Raw genomic sequence first — 18,468 nt, 5'->3', positions numbered from 1 at the left:
TGTGACGCATTTTCCTCGAAAACTGAAAGCATTCAGAAAGCACGCCTCTCTTACCATTCGCCTACACAAAACAAACACAATGTTTTCTGGAGGAAGACGTGCAAATCTCTTTGAAGTATCTCGCCGTAGCCGTTGCATTCGCCGCAAACTCAGCATGGGCGGCCTTTCCGGCCGGTTATCCTAGCGATTATCAGACCACCGTTGACGGGGCAAAGAAGGAAGGCAAGCTGATCGTGTATTCGGTCACGGACACGGCCCTCGTGCGCCCGCTCATCAAGGATTTTGAAAGCTTGTATGGCGTCAAGGTCGAATACAACGACATGAACAGCACCGAGCTGTACAACCGCTACATCAGCGAAAACGCGGCCAGCAGCACGAGCGCCGACGTGCTGTGGAGCTCGGCGATGGACCTGCAGGTCAAGCTCGTCAACGACGGTCTGATGGCGAGTTACGAATCGCCCGAAGCGAAGCAGTTGCCTCAATGGGCGCAGTACCAGAAGCAGGCGTACGGCACCACGTATGAGCCGCTGGCGATCGTCTACAACAAGCGCCTGCTGGCCGCAGGGGAAGTGCCGCAAACCCGCGCCGATCTGATCAAGCTGCTGCAAAGCAAACCGGATCAATTCAAGGGCAAGGTCACCACGTACGACATCGAAAAATCTGGTGTCGGCTTCAACTATCTGACGCAAGATGCGCGCGTCAATCCGCAAGTCACGTGGGACCTCGTGAAAGCAATGGGTGCAACCGGCCCGAAACTGCAATCGAGTACTGGCGCGATGATGGAGCGCATTTCTTCGGGTGAGAACCTGATCGGCTACAACATTCTCGGCTCCTACGCGCTCACCAAAGCGAAGAAGGACCCGTCGATCGGCTACGTCTATCCGAAGGACTACACGCTGGTGGTGAGCCGCCTCGTGACGATTTCGAAGAAGGCGCAAAGCCCGAACGCCGCAAAGCTGTGGGTCGATTACCTGCTGTCGCAACGCGGCCAGACCTTGCTCGCGAACCAGGCGAGCCTGTTCTCGATTCGCGCGGACGTCGAAGGCGAAACGTCGATGGCGGGTCTCACGAAACAACTCGGCGACTCACTAAAGCCGATCCCGATCGGCTCCGGCCTGCTGGTTTATCTCGACCAGTCCAAGCGGCTTGAATTCCTCAAGCAATGGCAACAGTCGATCAAGCGCTAAGCCTCGGCTGACCTGACGGCGTCCACGCTGAAACGCGCGGACGCCGCGCCTTCCTTCACTACCTGTCGATATGCGGCTTTCACGCTGCAGGGGGACACTCATGCTTTCCACTAGCGCAACCGGACACCGCGATGCCCCACCTCTCGCGGCCGACGGCGGCACGATAGGCGCGCTGCCGCGCGGCGGTCTGCAGCCGTTTGCGGGGCTGCTGCGCTGGCTCGTCATCGCGGTGCTGACCGTCGCGGTGGCGCTGCCGCTCGGCTTCATTCTGTTCCAGAGCGTGCTGAACGCGCCGTTCTTCGACGCCAAACGCACGCTCGGTCTTGCCGGCTTCGAATTCATTTTCAGCGACCCCGACTTCTGGTCCGCGCTGAAGAACTCTTTCGTCATCGCGGCAGGGATGCTGTTCATCTCGATCCCACTCGGCGGCATTCTCGCGTTCCTGATGGTGCGCACCGACCTGCCGGGCCGCCGCTGGCTCGAACCGCTGCTGCTCACCCCCGTATTCGTTTCGCCGATGGTGCTCGCATTCGGCTATGTGGTCGCGGCCGGTCCGGTCGGCTTCTATTCGGTCTGGTGGAAGGCACTGTTCGGCACCGCCGAAGCGCCATGGAGCGTGTACTCGATTCTCGCGATTACGATCATCGTCGGCCTCACGCATGTGCCGCACGTGTACCTGTATTCGTCGGCGGCGCTGCGCAATCTCGGCTCGGACGTCGAAGAAGCGGCGCGCGTCGCCGGTGCGCGACCGTTCCGTGTCGCGCTCGACGTCAGTCTGCCGATGACGTTGCCCGCCTTGCTGTTCGCCGGCGTGCTGGTGTTCTTCCTCGGCTTCGAAGTGTTTGGTCTGCCGCTCGTACTCGGCGACCCCGAAGGTCACCTCGTGCTGGCGACGTATCTGTACAAGCTCACCAACAAGCTCGGCGTGCCTTCGTATCACCTGATGGCCGCGGTCGCCGTGTGCATCGTCGCAATCACGTTCCCGCTCGTGCTGCTGCAACGACGCCTGCTGAAGAGCGCGAACCGCTTCGTCACGGTCAAGGGTAAGGCAGGACGTCAAACCGTACTGCCGCTCGGCGCATGGCGCTGGGTTGCGCTGGCGATCGTCGCGCTGTGGCTGCTGCTCACGGTGTTCGTGCCGCTCTCCGGCATCACGCTGCGCGCGTTCGTCACCAACTGGGGCGAAGGCGTGAATCTCGCCGAAGTGCTGACGCTCGCCAACTTCACCGAGTTGTTCGAACAGGACAACCTGGTCCGCGCGATTCTCAATACGCTCGGCATCGGCGTGCTCGGTGGCGCGCTCGCAGTGGGTTTCTATTCGCTGGTCGCCTTTGCCGGTCATCGCCGCAACGACTGGGCCACGCGCCTGCTCGACTACCTCGTTCTGCTGCCGCGTGCGGTGCCCGGCCTGCTCGCCGGTCTCGCCTTCCTGTGGATCTTCCTCTTCGTGCCCGGCCTGAAGGAACTGAAGAACTCCATGTGGAGCATCTGGATCGCGTACACGGTCGTGTGGCTCGCGTACGGCATGCGCCTGATTCAAAGCGCGTTGCTGCAGGTCGGCCCCGAACTCGAAGAAGCGGGACGCAGCGTCGGCGGCACCCGCGCGCGCGTCAGTCTCGACGTGACGCTGCCGCTCGTGCGTTTCGGTCTGCTCGCGGCATGGCTCTTGATCTTCATGATCTTCGAGCGCGAATACTCGACCGCCGTCTATCTGCTCTCGCCCGGCACGGAAGTGATCGGCGCGCTACTGGTGTCGCTGTGGGCGACCGGCGCGGTCGATCAGGTCGCGGCGCTTTCTGTCATCAACATCGCGATGGTCGGCGTCGGACTCGGCGTCGCCCTGCGCTTCGGAGTGAAATTGCATGGATAAGCTCTCGGTCGACAACCTGTTTCTCAGCTATGGCGACAACCCGATCCTGAAGGGCGTGTCGTTCGAACTGAACCCCGGCGAAGTGGTATGCCTGCTGGGCGCATCGGGCAGCGGCAAGACCACCCTGCTGCGCGCAGTCGCGGGACTCGAACAACCGTCTTCGGGCCGTATCGAACTGGACGGCAAGGTGTTTTTCGACGGTGCGTCCAAAGTCGACCTGCCGGTCGAACAACGCTCGCTTGGGCTGGTGTTTCAGTCATATGCGCTGTGGCCGCATCGCACGGTGGCGGACAACGTGGGCTATGGATTGAAGTTGCGGCGCGTATCAAGCGCGGAGCAAAAAAAACGCGTGCAGTCTGCGCTCGACCAACTCGGCCTCGGTCATCTCGCCGCGCGTTATCCGTATCAGCTTTCCGGCGGCCAGCAACAGCGTGTGGCGATTGCGCGGGCGCTGGTCTACAACCCGCCCGTCATTCTGCTCGACGAACCGCTGTCGAATCTCGACGCCAAGCTGCGTGAAGAAGCGCGCGCCTGGTTGCGCGAACTGATCGTATCGCTCGGCCTGTCCGCGTTGTGCGTCACGCACGACCAGACCGAAGCGATGGCGATGTCCGACCGCATCCTGCTATTGCGCAATGGCCGCATCGAACAGGAAGGCACGCCCGCCGAACTGTATGGCGCGCCCCGCTCGCTCTATACCGCGGAATTCATGGGCAGCAATAACCGGATCGACGCGCGCGTTGCCGCGGTCGACGGTGAACGCGTGACGCTGGCCGGCGACGGCTGGCAATTGCAAGCCCAGGCGCGCGAAGCGCTTACCACCGGGCAAAACGCGCAGGCCGTGATTCGCCTCGAGCGCGTGCAGGTCACCGATGGCCCAGGCGCAAACCGCCTCGAGGCCGACCTCATCACGTCGATGTATCTCGGCGATCGATGGGAATACCTGTTCCATTGCGGCGATCTGCGCCTACGCGCCTTCGGCCATGTGCCGCGCGCCGCCGGCCGTCACTGGATCGAATTCCCGGCCAACGACTGCTGGGCCTTCGCACAGGCGGGCTGAAGCGAGTTCAAACGTGCTGATGGACCCAGCCACACCGTATCCCCAACCGAAGTGAATAAACCAAGCACAGGAGACTGTTGATGAAGTGGAGCATGACAAAGGCGACCCTCGGCGTGACGTGCGCCGGCCTCGCTGGATTTGCAGCAACGGCGCATGCGCAATCGAGCGTGACCTTGTACGGGATCGTCGATGCGGGCGTCGAATACGTGAATCATGCGAGCAAGGACGGCGGCGCTGCGCGCCTCGTCTCGGGCGGCAAGAACACCTCGCGCTGGGGCCTGCGTGGCGTCGAAGACCTCGGTGGCGGACTGAAGGCGGTCTTCCAGTTGGAGAGCGGCATCAACGTCGCGAACGGCCAGTTCGACGACGGTCCCGGCGCGATCTTCGACCGCCGCGCCACAATCGGCCTGAAAAACCGCTTCGGGCAAATCACGCTCGGCCGCAATTTCACGACCACCTACGACTACATGCTGCAGTTCGACCCGATGGGTTACGCGCCGAACTATTCGTGGGCGACGTCATCCACTGCTACCGGTGGTCGTAAGGACGGCTTGTTCTCGCGCTCGGCCAACGCCGTGCGCTATGACGGCACGTACGCCGGCTTCAAGTTCGGCGCCATGTACGGCTTCGGCAACGTGCCGGGCAGCATGAAGTCGAGCTCCAAGTACGACTTCGGTCTCGGCTACGAGAACGGTCCGTTTGCCGTCGTCGCCACCTTCGACCGGCAGAACGGCGCGAACGACAGCGTGACGCCCGCGGATACCACCAACTACATTCAAGGCATCCACGCGGGCTTGAGCTACGACTTCGGCACGGTGAAGGCCATGGCCGGTTATCGCAACTATCGGCGCACCTTCCACACCGCCGCGCCGACCTTGCGCAGCGATATGTACTGGGTCGGCGGCCAATACGATGTGACGCCGTTCTTCTCGCTGTTTGCCGCGGTCTACCATCAGGACATCAAGGACGCGAGCGACGCCGATCCGACGCTGTTCTCGCTGCGCGCGCAATACGCATTGTCGAAGCGGACGGTGCTGTATATGGCGGGCGGTTACGCGATGGCCAAGCATGACAACGCGGTCAGCCTGTCGCGTGATCTGACTGGCGCGGCGGATACGCAAGCGGGTGTCACGGCGGGGATTCAGCACCGGTTCTGACGCATCATGAACGGATGACGCATAGAGGCGTGCAGGCATCCAAAGCAAAGCGAAGCGAGGCGCGGCGAAGGTCAATTCTTCGCCGCGCCCTGCTCGTTTGCTTTTAGATGGATTCGGGCAGTCCATTCGCCTAGAATGCATCAGGCAAACGGAGCACTCGCCGACAGGAGCCATGCCATGTCCCAGGTAAGCCGTGATACCCGTAAGACGCCTCGCCACAGCCTGCTGTGGTTCGTTGCATTGTGGCTGCTTGGCGTGGGCGGCACGGCACTACTCGTGCTTCCGTTTCACCTTCTCGTCGCTGCAGCCATGCATCACTAGCATCGGCATCTTCCCCGGCGCTTATGCGTCCGCCCTCGCGCAACTCAAGATTACTCAAGCGCTGGTGGCAACTGTCCAAGTTGCCGGAACACCGATAGCCAGTCTTCAAGATGCCACGTCTTCGCAATTAAATTTCCGCGCATCTGATGGAAAGAGTGAATCGCGAAGCTGATGTGTTTGGAACTGGCCGCAATGCCCAGTAGCGTCCCGGTTTGCGTGCCCGTGATCTCTGCGCGAACGCCCACCCGGTCTCCATGAATCAACACGTCGAGAATGGTGATTTTCATATCCGGCAGTGCTGTGGCGATGTTCGCGAATATTTGAACCATCTGGTCAGGTCCCGGCGCCGCCCCAGCGGGCTCAGGAATGTATTCCCAATCGGGCGTAACGACCTTTCGTAACAACACGACGCTTTTCTGCTCGAAGGCGCGATAGAGCCCTTCAATCGCTTCACGAGTGGTAGCTTCGTCGGTAGATACGGCCATGTCCGGTTACTCCTGAAGAATGCACACGGTCAGGCAAGCGGTTTGCGAAACACACTCCCGCCGTAACCGAGCACGATATTGTCGACTTCAAACGGTGACGCCTCCTGCGCCTCGAGGATGAATGTCACGTGGCCCGGGGTCAGTTTGCCGGATATCGATGCGACCAGGTCGTCGTCGAACGTCGCCTTGATCGCATGCTCAGCCAGTCCACCGCTCGCCCCTATCGTGAAGCCAAGTAGCGCCCCTGCCGGTCCACCAAGCATCCCAATCAAACCGCCCGTCAGCGCACCGATCACTGTGCCCCAAAACGGCCGGGTTTGCTTGTCGAGCAGGACCAGCTTACCTGTTGCGTCCTTTTGAACCAGCACGCCACTTTCGATTTTGAAATCAAGGTCTTTTTCCTCAAAATTCCGGAAATCCCGACCGGCTCTTTCGGCGACGTCCACACTGTCGAAAACCGCGACGATCAACTGTTGTGCCATTTGATAGCTCCTTGACTCGGCTACGTTGTCTATCAAAGATAGTGATTTTCGCATCGCGTGCCATTTGTTTATTTCCGATTCATGGTATCGGTCGAGGTGGGCTTTGACCTCGGCGCGCGCTCTGCCGAGGATTTCCGGCGTGCAATGGTTTAGCATCGTCACAATCAGTTGTACCCGCATGGGTATCTGGCGTTGGGTCTGACTCAGGAGATTCAGTTCGAATGGCGGCAGCTCGAATTCCGGCAGGATTCGGACCAGCTTGCCCTCCGCAAGCGCATCGACGCATGCCGGCTCTTCCAGCACCCCGATGCCGGCGCCCGAAACGATCATTTCATACATGGGTCGCCAATGACTGGTCTTGATTGCGGTACGGATCGGCGCGCTCTCCACAATGTTCGCCATGTGCCTGAGCGGCAACTGATCCGTGCCGAACATGCCCTGAACCCGAATAAACGGATGCTTGACCAGTTCAGACGGCTCGGTGATCGGACCGTGCTGACTCAGGTAACCCGGCGCGGCGACGAGAACACGCCCAACCTGCCCCAGTTGACGGGCAATGAACGCCCCTTCGCCAAGTTGTCCAAGACGAAACGAAATATCGACGCCCTCCGTCACCAGGTCGACGATCCGGTCGTTCAGGACCAGCTCCAGGTCCAGTTGCGGATAGGCTGCGCGCACCAGCGTCAACGCTTCCGGCACGACCGTCTCGCCAAAACAATGAGGCGCCGCGATACGAATCGTTCCCTTGAGACCCTGCTCGTCACTCGACACTTCAGCGACCGCCTGTTCCACGGCGTGCAGAATCCTCTTGCTACAGTTGTAGAAGGTGACGCCTTCGGGCGTGCGATTGAAAGCGCGTGCGCTACGGCGCAGGAGCCGGCAGCCAAGGTACTTCTCCAGCCGCTCGATGCGTTCGCTCGCGGCCGGCTGTCCGATATTGAGGTCCCGTGCCGCGCCGGAGATACTCCCACGCTCAACCACCCTGACGTAGATGCGCATGGCTTCGAGCAGATTCACCGCACCCCACCTCCATTCGCAATGCGAATTATCTGACGCAGCCTTTCTTGCTGCGATAGACAGCCTTGAACGGATGGTAACGATATGACAGGAGAATAAAAGGCCGCCAGTCCGATATGAAGTATCGAATGAGAAGCAGAGATTTACGACAAAACCATGTCGAACTTTATCGGCACATGATCTCGCCTGACGCCGCTTGATACCTTGCCGGCCGGCCAGCATGCAAAACGCAATCGGGCCGCCGGTTTGCCTTCAGGATGCAGCATTCGGACTCGCCCCGATCCTTTGCACTGTTTCCATAATGTGCCTGGGCGGTATAACATCTCTGGACGCATAGTTGAACATCGACAATGTCACGTATATCTGCGCACCTCCTGATGACGAAGCAACGCTTAATGTGTACTTGCGGCGGCTGCGGCAGCACACATGCCTCAATCATCCGGACGAAAAATTTGCGCGAGCCTTAGACAGATGATCGCGAAGGCGGAAAGACATTCGCTCCATTCCCGGAATCAATAACGGTTCATCAATATTCAATCCGATGCCCAAAGACACCCCAGAATCGCAAGCCGTCTGTAATGACATCACACGTAGCGCGATCTTCATCGTCGCGACCCTCGCGCCCGGCCAGGAGCCCGCTGAACAGGTGCGTGCGTGGTGCGGGGACGTTGCCGCCCTGGTGCGCTCGGTCGGCAAGCGCGTCCCCTCCGGCAACCTGTCATGCGTGGTCGGCTTCGGCTCCGACGTGTGGGACACGTTGTTCGGCGCCCCGCGCCCGGCGAGTTTGCATCCGTTCCGCGAATTCGGCGCCGGCGAACGCCGCGCCGTGAGTACGCCGGGGGATATCCTGCTGCACATCCGCGCGGATCAGATGGATCTCTGCTTCGAGCTCGCCACGCAGCTGACAGGAAGGCTCGGTACGGCGGTCTCGGTCATCGAGGAAGTACACGGTTTTCGCAACTTCGATCTGCGCAGCATGGTGGGCTTTGTTGACGGCACCGAGAATCCGCAGGGTCGCGAGGCTGTCGATTTCACCCGCATCGGTGACGAGGACCCGGAGTTCGAGGCCGGCAGTTATGTCATCGTGCAGAAGTATCTGCACGACATGACCGGCTGGAATTCGCTTTCCGTCGAGACTCAGGAGCGCATTATCGGCCGTACGAAACTGGCCGACATTGAGCTCGATGCAGCGGTCAAACCGACGTGTTCACACAGCTCGCTCACCACGATCACCGAGAACGGCGAGGAAGTGAAAATCCTCCGCGACAACATGCCGTTCGGCCGCCCCGGCATGGGCGAGTTCGGCACCTACTTTATCGGTTATGCGCGTTCGCCCGAGCCTATCGAGCAGATGATGGAAAACATGTTCGTCGGGCGGCCGCCGGGCAACTACGACCGGCTGCTCGACTACAGCCGCGCGGTCACGGGCAACCTCTTCTTCATCCCGTCGGCCACCTTGCTCGAAGCGCTCGCAGATCGCGATCCGCAAGCGGCCGCCGCCGTTGTCGAGCAACCGCTCGAATCAACTTCATCCGCCGAGTCGCGTCACGACGGCTCGCTGAACATTGGCTCTCTCAAGGGAATCTCTCAACATGAATAATCTGCATCGCGAGCTTGCCCCCATCTCCCGTGCCGCCTGGTCGCAGCTCGAAGACGAAGTGGCGCGCACGTTCAAGCGCAGCGTCGCCGGCCGTCGTGTGGTCGATGTCAAGGGTCCTGGCGGAACCGAACTGTCTGGCGTCGGCACGGGGCATCAGATCGCAATCGCCGCGCCGCAGCAGGGCGTCGTGGCGAAGCTGGCTGAGGTAAAGAGCCTCGTGCAATTGACCGTGCCGTTCGAGCTGCAGCGCGAAGCAATCGACAGCGTCGTGCGCGGCGCGAAAGACGCCGACTGGCAGCCCGCGAAGGAAGCAGCCAAGCAGCTCGCCTATGCCGAAGATCGCGCGATTTTCGATGGATATAAGGCTGCGGGCATTGGCGGGCTTCGCGAAGGCTCGTCGAATCCGTCGCTCGCACTGCCGGCCGACGTCAGCGATTATCCGAACACGATCAGCAACGCGCTCGAAGAGCTGCGGCTTGCTGGCGTGGACGGGCCCTATTCCGTGCTGCTCGGCGCCGACGCATATACGGCGCTCGGCGAGGCGCGCGATCAGGGCTATCCGGTGATCGAACACATCAAGCGCATCGTGAATGGCGACATCATCTGGGCGCCCGCGCTTGCCGGCGGCAGCGTGCTATCCACGCGTGGCGGCGACTTCGAGTTACATCTCGGCGAAGAACTGTCGATCGGATATGTGAGCCATACCGACACGGTGGTGCGCCTCTATCTGTGCGAGACGCTGACATTCCTGATGCTGACGAGCGAAGCGTCGGTGTCGTTGACGCAGGCAGAGTAAGCACCTTCCGATTCCTGCTATCGGTTGCCGGGGGTTGCCAGATATCCCGGCCTCAGCCATCGTTGCACGTTCAGGCCCGCAACGATGGTGTTAGAAGTGCGGACACATCATCGTCGGGAACTACTTCCAGGCGACTCGTCACTTCGCCGTAGTCGACGTGCGCCCGTTCGAGGATTTCCGACGTGCACTTTCTCAACATCGTCACCATCATCCGTACCCGTGGCGGCACCGGACGTTGCGCCTGAATCAGGACATTCAGATCGAAGGGCAGCACCTCGAATTCCGGCAGTATGCGTACGAGCCTGCCCTCCGCAAGCGCATCGACGCATGCCGGCTCTTCCAGCACCCCGATGCCGGCGCCGGACAGGATCATTTCATACATGGGCCGCCAATGACTGGTCTTGATCGCAGTACGGATCGGCGCGCTCTCCACGATGTTCGCCATGTGCCTGAGCGGCAACTGATCCGTGCCGAACATGCCCTGAACCCGAATGAACGGATGCTTGACCAGTTCAGACGGCTCGGTGATCGGACCGTGCTGGCTGAGATAGCCTGGCGCGGCAACAAGAACGCGCCCAACCTGCCCCAGCTGACGGGCAATGAACGCCCCTTCCCCAAGTTGCCCAAGACGAAACGAAATATCGACGCCCTCCGTCACGAGATCGACGATCCGGTCGTTCAGGACCAGCTCCAGGTCCAGTTGCGGATAAGCTGCGCGCACGAGGGTCAACGCTTCCGGCACGACCGTCTCGCCAAAGCAATGCGGCGCCGCGATGCGAATCGTTCCCTTGAGATCCTGCCCGTCGTTCGACACTTCAGCAACGGCCTGCTCCACGGCGAGCAGAATCGCTTTGCTACGCTCGTAGAACGTGACGCCTTCGGGCGTGCAATTGAAAGCGCGTGCGCTACGGAGCAGGAGCCGGCAGCCGAGGTATTTCTCCAGCCGCTCGATACGTTCGCTGGTAGCCGGCTGCCCGATATTGAGGTCCCGTGCCGCGCCGGAAATACTCTCGCGCTCAACCACCCTGACGTAAATCCGCATGGCTTCTAGCAGATTCATAGTGCCCAACCTCCCTTTGTACCGATCTCGCATGATTCGAACCAGTTTTTACGCATCGGAAGGCCCCTGCGAGGCGGCCTGGCAATGCGTATTCGATGGAGAACAGGTTAAGGCTGGGTCATCAGTCGCTGAGTGCACACATCGGGCCGACTCGGGTCAGTACAGTTCTGCTACGCTCCTTGCACCGGGCGGCGGCATGGCGAGTCGAGCGCTTGCCAGCCGGGGGAGAGGCCGATGCAACGTGCCGCTGCGGAACGCCAAGGGAATCGTCCGATGAATCTCTACGAGAAGCTGGCAGATGACATCGAGAAGCTGATCCGCCAAGGCGTGTATGGGCATGGCGAACGCCTCCCATCGGTACGGCAGACCAGCCAGCAGCATCGGCTCAGCGTGACGACTGTCATCCGCGCCTATTTGCTGCTCGAAAGCCGTGGCTTGCTGACGGCGAGGCCTCAGTCGGGCTATTTCGTCAACTTCCGGGGCGACGGGGGTGAACGGAAAACGCTCGAACTGCGGCCGTCGAAACCGATTCCGATTTCGTCGCCGGTCGACGTGAGCCGGCTGGTGCTGTCCACCTTGCGCTCGATCGGTGTCGACGATGCCGTGCCGCTCGGTTCGCCCTACCCGGATCCTGGCCTCTTTCCCTTCGAAAGGATCAACCGCTACGCCTACGACGCGGGACGCGGCAAGACGCGCTGGGGCGTGACCGACGCGCTGCCGCCCGGCAATGCGGCGCTTGTGCGGCAGATCGCGCGACGCTACCTCGAGAACGGCATGGCCGTCGATCCGAACGAGATCATCATCACGGTCGGCGCAACTGAGGCGATCAATCTGTGCCTGCAGGCGGTCGCGAAGCCCGGCGATGTGATCGCGGTCGAGTCACCGACGTTCTACGCGATGCTCCATGCAATCGAACGGATGGGCATGAAAGCGATCGAGGTGTCGACGCATCCGGAGCACGGCATCGATATTGAAGCGCTCGCCGCGATCGTGGAGTCGCAGACCATCACGGCCTGCATGGTCATGCCGAACTTCCAGAATCCGCTGGGTTTTCTGATGCCCGACGAACGCAAGCGCGAACTCGTGGAATTCCTGACGAAGCGGGACATTCCGGTCATCGAGAACGGCGTCTACAACGAGCTTCACTATGACAGCACGCATCCCAGCACGTTGAAGTCCTTCGATACGAAGGGGCTGGTGCTGCACTGCGGCTCGTTCTCGAAGACCCTCACGGCAGCCTACCGGATTGGCTGGGCGCTGCCGGGCCGATATCGCGATCAGGTGGAAAAACTCAAGTTCCTGAATACGCTAACCTCGCCGTCGATTCCACAAATGGCGATTGCCGAATTCCTCGAACGCGATGGCTATGAGCATCATCTGCGAAGGGTGCGCAGAGCGTATGCGCAGCAGGCCAATCTGATGAAGGCGACCGTCTCGCGCTTCTTTCCTGAAGGCACCCGCATGTCCAACCCCGCGGGCGGATATGTGCTGTGGATCGAGCTGCCGCCCAAGGTCGATGCCATGCGGCTCTATAACCTCGCGCTCGAGCAAGGTATCACCATCGGACCGGGCTACATGTTCTCGGTCTCGGAGACGACCTATCGGAACTTCATCCGCCTCAATTACAGCAGTCCCTGGTCAAGCGAGATCGAACAGGCGGTGATTACTGTGGGCAAGCTCGTCGCGATGTGCGCCAGGTAACGGCTCGATTGGGATCTTGAAGGCAGGAGCCTCAGCCGCCCGTCACCGGAGGAAAGAACGCGATTTCGCTGTCCTCGCGTACGACAAAGGTGTCGGCGACCATCTCGTGATTGACGGCTGTGCGCAGCGGCCGGCCCACGCGCAGTGCCTCGGCCATCCGCTCGTCTCTCGACGCGAGCCTGACCCGCAGGGAGTCAACGGGAAGTTCGAGCGCGTCTACGTGCACGATCTCGTGCGAGATGCCGAGTTGTTCGCGAACGCTAGCGAAGTATCTGATTGTGAGTTTCATTCGTCTGTTCCTGTTGCCTGCGCGATGTTGGCGCATGATCTGAGCGAATCGCGCATCACCCCCACCGCAACATCGCCTGTTCGTCGCGCGTCTTGGCCTCGACCCATCTGACTTCTCCGTCACGGCGGATTTCCTTCTTCCAGAGCGGTGCATGGGCCTTCAGGAAGTCCATCAGGAATTCGCACGCGTCGAATGCTGCCCTGCGATGCGGCGCGGCGACCACGACGAGCACCACCGCCTCGCCAAGCGCGACGCGGCCCACCCGATGCACGATCTTCACCGCCTCCAAGTGCCATCGTGCGATGGCTTCTTCGACGATGCTGCTGAACGACTGCTCGGTCATCCCCGGATAGTGCTCGAGCTCGAGTGCGACCACGTCGTCGAAATCGCCGCAATGACGTACCACGCCGAGGAAGTTCACGATCGCGCCAACGTTGGGATTGCGCGTGACCGGCATGATTTCCGACTGGATGTCGATCGGCTGAAGCTGGACCCGCACTTCGAAGCCCGACGCGATCGTGGCCTGGACAAGCGCAGGATCGTTTGCACGCTTGCCGACATGCGCCACGTCAAGCTGTGCGCGATCGCTGGGCGACGGTGTTGTCATGGCAGAACTCCGGTCTGTGCCTGCTTCGCAAGGACTCGTCAGGCCTCAACCGCCGACCAGCGACATGCGGACGGTGGGATAGGCTTTCCCCGATCCTGGCCGACGCGGCGTCGAGCGAAGCTCGGAGTAGCGATCGTCGCGCTGGGTCCATCGGCTGCGGACGACCCCAGCCAGTTGCTCGACTGAAGCGGCCTCAGTGAGCCAGGGCTTGAGGTCCGTGCCATGCGTGGCGAAAAGACATGAATAAAGTTGACCGTCGGCCGATACACGAGCGCGCGAACACGACCCGCAGAACGGCTGCGATACGCTCGCGATAAAGCCGACTTCGCCTGTACCGTCGGCATGGCGATAGTTGACGGCGGTGCCCGTCTGTTCACGAACCACGACAGGAACGAGAGGAAACGCCGATTCGACGATGTCACGCGTCTCGCGCGCCGTGATCACCTTCGTGTTCGACCAGCCGCCCGCGCCGCCAACGTCCATAAATTCGATGAAGCGCACGGCCACGCCGGTGCCCCTGAACTGCCGCACGAGCGGGAGGATCTGGCTGTCGTTAACGCCTCGCTCGATCACGGCGTTGACCTTGACCGGGTGGAGTCCCACCGCGCGCGCGGCCTCGATCCCATCCAGGATCCGCGACACGGGCATATCGACGTCACTCATCCGGCGGAATATGGCATCGTCCACCGCGTCGAGACTCACCGTCACGCGACCGAGGCCGGCGTCACGCAACGAACGCGCCTTTGCGGCAAGCAGGGAGCCGTTTGTCGTCAGCGCGAGCTCCAGCGGTTTGCCGCTGGGTGTGGTCAGTTTCGCGAGTTGCTCGATCAGGGATTCGAGTCCACGCCGCAGGAGCGGTTCGCCGCCCGTGATGCGGATTTTCTCCACCCCGAGCAGTGCGAACGCTTTCGCGAGCTTGAGCATCTGTTCAAACGACAGACGTTCCGAAGACGGCAGGAACCGGTAGTCTGCGCCGAAGGTCTCCCGCGGCATGCAGTACGTACAGCGGAAATTGCATTGATCGATGACGGACAGGCGTAAATCCCGCAGTGGACGATCGAGCGTGTCGAGCGTGGTCGTGACAGCACCGGCGGATACGCCATGGTGGGATTCTGTGTCGGCGAATATAGGCTGGTGGACGATGTTCACGATCTATCCGAAGGTGGGCGGCGGCAAACGGAGCGAGGGTCTGGCGGTAGTCGATCTTTCCAACCGGGACAGCCGCCGGTCCGTCATTGACCTGCTGGCAGGATAGTGTGTCGGACTCGCCCTCGGGACGCACAGTCTGTGTCGAATTTCAGGAGTACAGTTCGCGCGCCGTATCGCGAGCGACGGCGAGGCTGATACACACCCTGCTGGGAGCTGTGCCCGGACGAGCCGAAGAACGCCCCCTAAGTCAGCTGGTACGCGCGCACCGGTACGACCTCAGCCGGAATTTCACAGCCGCAAAGCTCGAGAATCGAACGCTCGATGTTGCGCGTCATAGCATCAAGCGCCAGCGCATTCGGCGCGACGGTAAAAGGCTCGGCGACTTCGCTAGCAATCGCTTCGAGCGCAATGAGCGTATAGGAAATGAAAACACAAAGAAGCGGCGTGAAGAACTCCGTCGAATCGACCAGACCGAACGGCAACAAAACGCAATAGGCGTAGACAGTGCGGTGCAGCAGCACACTGTAGGCAAACGGAATCGGCGTCGATGCGATCCGTTCACACCCTCCCACCGTCTTTCCCAATTCGTTGATCTGCGCGTCCAGCATCCAGAGCTGGGTATCCGACATCAAGGCCCGAACTTGCAGATCGGCAAAGTCGCGACGAAGCTCATTGAGCAGCGCGGTCGGTTTGTAGCAGGTGTGCTGCAATGCCTCGGTGCGCGTACGTCCGAGAAACCGAACGAGATCGGAAGTCGGGTCGGTCCCACGCAGTTGATGCTTCAACGCGTACACACTCGCAATCAGCGTATGAGCCATTTGAACGTGGTGATCGCTCCGCGGCACGTAACACAGCATCTGCGAAGTCAGCGCCCGCGCCGAGATCAGGATGCTGCCCCAAAGATGGCGCGCCTCATTGAAGCGCTCGTAACTCGCGTTATTGCGGAACGCCAGGAAGATCGCAAGCGCCAGGCCGAATAATGTGAACGGAGCCGTATTAAGTGGGATCTTCTCGCCGAAAATGCGCCCTTGCGTCACGACAGCAAGACTGCTGACCGCGGCCATAAAAACCAACTGCGGAATAATCGACTGCAACACGGAACCGTTCCAGACAAACAGCAGCCGGAACCAGTTCTGCCCTGGCCTCACAATCATAATGTGCTCTTCTAATGGTCTGGCTGCGCCGTCACCTCAGTGGTAACCGGCATCCCCTTCGCGCACCTTGCCCCGGAACACGCGATACTGCATGACGTTGTAGACAAGGATGATCGGCAGCACGATCACCGTGCCGACCAGCGCAAACAACTGGCTCGAGTGGCTCGACGATGCTTCCCAGATCGTCAGCGACGGCGGAACGATGTTCGGCCAGATGCTGATGAGCAAACCGCTATAGCCGAGAAAGCACAGCGCGAGCGTGAGCAGGAACGGCGTCGCCTCGTGCTTCTGGCGAAGCGAACGGAAGACGCCCCACACACAAGCGACCACAAGAATCGGCACCGGCAGAAACCAGCCGAGATTGCCGCTGCCGAACCAGCGATGTGCAACCGCCGGCAAGCCGATTACCGTCCATAGACTCACGACGACCATCACCCCGAGCAGGATGCTCACAAGCGGCCGCATCACCTCACGCATCTTGTGCTGCAATTCGCCATCCGTCTTCAGGACAAGCCAGCCGCAACCGAGCGTCGCATACGTGGTGAGTACGCCGATTCCGCAGAACAGGCTGAACGGCGACAGCCAGTCGAACGCGCCGCCGGCAAAGCGGCCATCGACGATCTTGATGCCTTGCAGCAGCGACCCCAGCACGATGCCCTGGCAGAGCCCCGCGAGCGCGGAACCGCCAATGAAGGCGAGGTCCCACGCGTGTTGGGTCCTGACGGCCTTGGCGCGCAGTTCGAAGGCCGCCCCGCGGAAGATCAGGCCGATCACCATCAGGATCAGCGGGAGATAGTTCGCCGGCAGCAGCGTCGAATAGACCACCGGGAACGCCCCGTAAAGCCCGGCGCCGCCGAGCACGAGGAATGTCTCGTTACCGTCCCAGACCGGCGCGATGGTATTGAGCATCACTTGCCGGTCGCCCTTCTCCTCGAAAAACGGAAACAGCAGGCCGATGCCCAAGTCGAAGCCGTCCAGCATCACGTAGATAAAAACGCCGAGTCCGATGATCGCGGCCCACACAACAGGAAGATCGATTTGCATGGCGTCACTCCCCTTCCAGTGCGTCCAACGGACGATTACGCAGGACCGGATGCCGACGGGAATCGCGGCGCTCGACGTGCTCTTCAGGTCCGCGCTTCATCATCTTCATCATGTAGTAGAAGCCCATGCCGAACACGAGGAAATACACCAGCACAAAAATCAGCAAGGAAACGCCGACCTGCTGGGAACTGACCGGCGAGACAGAGTCCGCAGTGCGCAGGACACCGTAGACCGTCCACGGTTGACGCCCGACCTCGGTCGTTACCCACCCCGCCAATAGCGCCAGGATTCCGGAAGGCCCCATGCACAGGACGAAACGCTGATACCAGCGCGTCTCGTAGAGACGGCCACGCACTCTGAGCAGCAGACCAAGCAGCGCGGTCAACAGCATCAACATGCCGAGACCCGCCATGATCCGGAAAGTCCAGAATACGATCGGCGAATACGGACGGTCCTCGGGCGGAAACTCTTTCAGGCCGCGAATCTCGCCATCCCAACTGTGCGTCAGAATCAGGCTGCCCAGATGCGGTATCTGGATCGTGTATCGCGTCACTTCCGCATCCATGTCGGGCAGGCCGACCAGATTGAGCGCAGTGCCCCCGTGCTCGGTTTCCCACAGGCCTTCAATCGCCGCGATCTTGGCCGGCTGATACTTGCGCGTGTTGAGTCCGTGCGCATCGCCGACGAAAATCTGTATCGGCGTCAGGAAAAGCAGAATCCACAGCGCCATCGAAAAACTACGCGTAACGGGTTTGTCGCGCCGGCCCTGCAACAGATGCCACGCACCGCACGCGGCAACGATGAAGCCCGCGACGATGAACGCGGCAATCGTCATATGCGCGAGGCGATACGGAAACGAAGGATTGAAAATCACCTTCATCCAGTCGACCGGTACGATCCGGCCGTTCTCGACAGCGAATCCTTGCGGCGTCTGCATGAAGCTATTCGACGCGAGAATCCAGAACGTGGAAATGAGCGTGCCCACCGCAACCATCAGCGTGGCAAAGAAGTGCGCGCGTGGACTGACGCGTTGCCAGCCAAACAGCATGACGCCGAGAAAACCCGCCTCGAGAAAGAATGCGGTCAGCACTTCGTAAGTCAGAAGCGGCCCCGTGACGTTGCCGGCCACGCTGGAAAAGCCACTCCAGTTGGTGCCGAACTCGTAAGCCATCACCACGCCCGAGACCACCCCCATACCGAAGCCGACCGCGAAGATCTTCGACCAGAACTGGAACATCTCCTTGTAGGCAACGTCGCCGGTGAGCAGCCAGCGCCATTCCAGCACCGCGAGGAAACTCGCCATGCCGATACTGATCGCGGGAAAAATAATGTGAAATGAAACCGTAAACGCAAACTGCAACCTGGCAAGGTGGAATGCATCGAAGATTTCCATAATTGATCAATGGCTCCAGGTGACAACCGCATTTGCGTAAAACGGCGTTCACGCCCGCTATCCTGCAGGCCGGTCAACTGGACGCGTAGGTCCGGT

The 18,468-nt window shown here is 60.8% G+C and carries 16 protein-coding genes and 1 pseudogene; 8 read left to right on the top strand and 9 right to left on the bottom strand.

The genetic code is table 11. The features are described from left to right. The first annotated feature begins 98 nt into the window (after nucleotides 1-98). The 5 genes from KHO30_RS09865 (at nucleotide 99) to KHO30_RS09845 (ending at nucleotide 5,595) form a co-directional block, all read left to right on the top strand. Nucleotides 99-1,187: an ABC transporter substrate-binding protein gene (locus tag KHO30_RS09865; protein WP_093635999.1), complete on the top strand. Its 1,089-nt coding sequence runs from the start codon at nucleotides 99-101 to the stop codon at nucleotides 1,185-1,187. A 100-nt stretch (nucleotides 1,188-1,287) separates the two neighbouring features. Then, a complete protein-coding gene (locus tag KHO30_RS09860; RefSeq protein WP_093636001.1) occupies nucleotides 1,288-3,057 on the top strand; it encodes an ABC transporter permease in 1,770 nt (589 codons plus the stop codon). Next, nucleotides 3,050-4,117 carry an ABC transporter ATP-binding protein gene (locus tag KHO30_RS09855; protein WP_093636003.1) on the top strand — a complete coding sequence of 356 codons (1,068 nt, stop codon included), beginning with the start codon at nucleotides 3,050-3,052 and terminating at the stop codon, nucleotides 4,115-4,117. The genes KHO30_RS09860 and KHO30_RS09855 overlap by 8 nt, the downstream gene beginning before the upstream one ends. Nucleotides 4,118-4,197: 80 nt before the next feature. Next, the gene (locus tag KHO30_RS09850; protein WP_093636005.1) at nucleotides 4,198-5,274 is read left to right on the top strand and encodes a porin; all 1,077 of its coding nucleotides are present in this window, start codon (nucleotides 4,198-4,200) and stop codon (nucleotides 5,272-5,274) included. 177 nt (nucleotides 5,275-5,451) lie between these two features. Then, nucleotides 5,452-5,595: a hypothetical protein gene (locus tag KHO30_RS09845; RefSeq protein WP_211700727.1), complete on the top strand. Its 144-nt coding sequence runs from the start codon at nucleotides 5,452-5,454 to the stop codon at nucleotides 5,593-5,595. A gap of 50 nt (nucleotides 5,596-5,645) precedes the next feature. Here KHO30_RS09845 and KHO30_RS09840 read toward each other — a convergent pair whose 3' ends face one another. Both KHO30_RS09840 and KHO30_RS09830 read right to left on the bottom strand, forming a co-directional pair. Continuing rightward, complete coding sequence (locus KHO30_RS09840) at nucleotides 5,646-6,080, bottom strand: ester cyclase (RefSeq protein WP_211700726.1); 435 nt, start codon at nucleotides 6,078-6,080, stop codon at nucleotides 5,646-5,648. Between the two features lie 608 nt (nucleotides 6,081-6,688). Further along, a pseudogene (locus KHO30_RS09830) lies at nucleotides 6,689-7,579 on the bottom strand (LysR family transcriptional regulator); the annotation flags it as partial. Nucleotides 7,580-8,120: 541 nt separating this feature from the next. Here KHO30_RS09830 and KHO30_RS09825 point away from each other — a divergent pair. Next, complete coding sequence (locus tag KHO30_RS09825) at nucleotides 8,121-9,179, top strand: Dyp-type peroxidase (protein WP_211700725.1); 1,059 nt, start codon at nucleotides 8,121-8,123, stop codon at nucleotides 9,177-9,179. After that, the gene (locus KHO30_RS09820) at nucleotides 9,172-9,975 is read left to right on the top strand and encodes a family 1 encapsulin nanocompartment shell protein (protein WP_093636012.1); all 804 of its coding nucleotides are present in this window, start codon (nucleotides 9,172-9,174) and stop codon (nucleotides 9,973-9,975) included. The genes KHO30_RS09825 and KHO30_RS09820 overlap by 8 nt, the downstream gene beginning before the upstream one ends. 70 nt (nucleotides 9,976-10,045) lie before the next feature. Here KHO30_RS09820 and KHO30_RS09815 read toward each other — a convergent pair whose 3' ends face one another. After that, nucleotides 10,046-11,035 carry a LysR family transcriptional regulator gene (locus tag KHO30_RS09815; RefSeq protein ID WP_093636014.1) on the bottom strand — a complete coding sequence of 330 codons (990 nt, stop codon included), beginning with the start codon at nucleotides 11,033-11,035 and terminating at the stop codon, nucleotides 10,046-10,048. A 273-nt stretch (nucleotides 11,036-11,308) separates the two neighbouring features. Here KHO30_RS09815 and KHO30_RS09810 point away from each other — a divergent pair, with 273 nt between their 5' ends. Further along, the gene (locus KHO30_RS09810; protein WP_093636169.1) at nucleotides 11,309-12,736 is read left to right on the top strand and encodes an aminotransferase-like domain-containing protein; all 1,428 of its coding nucleotides are present in this window, start codon (nucleotides 11,309-11,311) and stop codon (nucleotides 12,734-12,736) included. A gap of 31 nt (nucleotides 12,737-12,767) precedes the next feature. Here KHO30_RS09810 and KHO30_RS09805 read toward each other — a convergent pair whose 3' ends face one another. The 6 genes from KHO30_RS09805 to KHO30_RS09780 all read right to left on the bottom strand — a co-directional run bounded on the left by KHO30_RS09805 (nucleotide 12,768) and on the right by KHO30_RS09780 (nucleotide 18,372). Beyond that, the gene (locus tag KHO30_RS09805; protein ID WP_211700724.1) at nucleotides 12,768-13,025 is read right to left on the bottom strand and encodes a MoaD/ThiS family protein; all 258 of its coding nucleotides are present in this window, start codon (nucleotides 13,023-13,025) and stop codon (nucleotides 12,768-12,770) included. 55 nt (nucleotides 13,026-13,080) lie between these two features. Beyond that, nucleotides 13,081-13,632 (bottom strand): molybdenum cofactor biosynthesis protein MoaE, encoded by a 552-nt coding sequence (locus KHO30_RS09800; RefSeq protein ID WP_211700723.1) that lies wholly within the window; start codon nucleotides 13,630-13,632, stop codon nucleotides 13,081-13,083. A 45-nt stretch (nucleotides 13,633-13,677) separates the two neighbouring features. After that, nucleotides 13,678-14,781, bottom strand: a complete 1,104-nt coding sequence (gene moaA / locus KHO30_RS09795) for a GTP 3',8-cyclase MoaA (protein WP_211700722.1) — start codon at nucleotides 14,779-14,781, stop codon at nucleotides 13,678-13,680. A 242-nt stretch (nucleotides 14,782-15,023) separates the two neighbouring features. Continuing rightward, a complete protein-coding gene (locus tag KHO30_RS09790; RefSeq protein WP_211700721.1) occupies nucleotides 15,024-15,935 on the bottom strand; it encodes a bestrophin family protein in 912 nt (303 codons plus the stop codon). Nucleotides 15,936-15,971: 36 nt separating this feature from the next. Then, nucleotides 15,972-16,979 carry a cytochrome d ubiquinol oxidase subunit II gene (gene cydB / locus KHO30_RS09785; RefSeq protein ID WP_093636022.1) on the bottom strand — a complete coding sequence of 336 codons (1,008 nt, stop codon included), beginning with the start codon at nucleotides 16,977-16,979 and terminating at the stop codon, nucleotides 15,972-15,974. A 4-nt stretch (nucleotides 16,980-16,983) separates the two neighbouring features. Continuing rightward, nucleotides 16,984-18,372, bottom strand: a complete 1,389-nt coding sequence (locus KHO30_RS09780; protein ID WP_211700720.1) for a cytochrome ubiquinol oxidase subunit I — start codon at nucleotides 18,370-18,372, stop codon at nucleotides 16,984-16,986. Nucleotides 18,373-18,468 lie beyond the last annotated feature (96 nt).

It is taken from the genome of Paraburkholderia aspalathi (genome assembly GCF_905220735.1).
GTDB classification, from domain to species: Bacteria; Pseudomonadota; Gammaproteobacteria; order Burkholderiales; family Burkholderiaceae; genus Paraburkholderia; species Paraburkholderia aspalathi.
This window is presented reverse-complemented; position numbering and strand designations above follow the sequence as displayed.